Origin of the sequence: Collinsella sp. LCP19S3_B7, assembly GCF_052121795.1 — a bacterium.
Taxonomy (GTDB): domain Bacteria; phylum Actinomycetota; class Coriobacteriia; order Coriobacteriales; family Coriobacteriaceae; genus Collinsella.
On sequence record NZ_JBQKDO010000039.1, the window covers coordinates 1 to 904 of the forward strand.

A 904-nucleotide genomic window follows, 5' to 3' on the forward strand; every position below is an offset into this window, starting at 1 on the left:
ATGAACTGCACCCCAAAACTTGGACGGCTTAAATAAGAACTACGCCGCAAGGGGCTGGTTCCGGAACTCCTCCGGGGTCAGCCCCTTCAGTTTAACCTGCCTTCGCCTCGTGTTCCAATGGGCGACGTACGCGTCCAGGTCCGCCTTGAAGGACTCGAAGTCCGGCCACGTCCTTCCGCGGAAGAACTCGTCCTTGATGTGGCCGAACACCTGCTCGGTGGCGCCGTTGTCGATGCAGTTGCCCTTCCGGGACATGCTCTGGACGATCCCGGCGTCCTTCAGCCTCCCGCACCATGCGGCGTGCTGGTACTGCCAGCCCATGTCGCTGTGGAGCACCGGCGTCGCGCCCTCGGGCATCTTCGCCAGCAGCTGGTCGAGCAGCTCGGCCTGCTGCGCCATGTCCGGTCTGGTCGACGTCGACCACGCGACTATCTCCTTGCTGCCGAAGTCGTACACCGGCGCGAAGTAGGCCTTGCCCCAGGGCTGCTTGAACTCGGTGACGTCGGTGCCCATCTTCTGCCACGGCCCGTCGGCGGCGAAGTCGCGCCCGATGACGTTCTCGAACGTCTCGCCCACGACCCCCCTGTACGAGTTGTACCTATGGTAGTCGGTCTCGCGGCGGATGCCGCAGCGGACCCCCATCTCCCGCATCATCTTGAGCACGGTCTTGTTGGCTATGCGCGCGCCCAGCTCGGCGCGCAGGCACATGGCGACCTGGCGGTGGCCGCACCCGTTGGCCGTGCGCGAGAAGATCTCCGCCACCGCGTCCCGCAGCTCCGGGCGCGTCGGCCTGGCCGGGTGCGACAGCGCGTAATAGTAGCTGGACCGGGCCAGGCCGGCGCATTCCAGCAGGCTCCCCAGCTTGCACCCCTCCGCGCGCAGGGCGCTCACGGCCTCGACCTTC

Annotated in this window: 1 protein-coding gene; it reads right to left on the bottom strand. The window is 66.6% G+C overall.

Annotated features, from left to right (window positions below):
- Positions 1-39: 39 nt before the first annotated feature.
- Positions 40-904: IS3 family transposase (locus ACTQW0_RS08475; RefSeq protein ID WP_441567774.1), on the bottom strand; the 865-nt coding region annotated here is incomplete at its 5' end.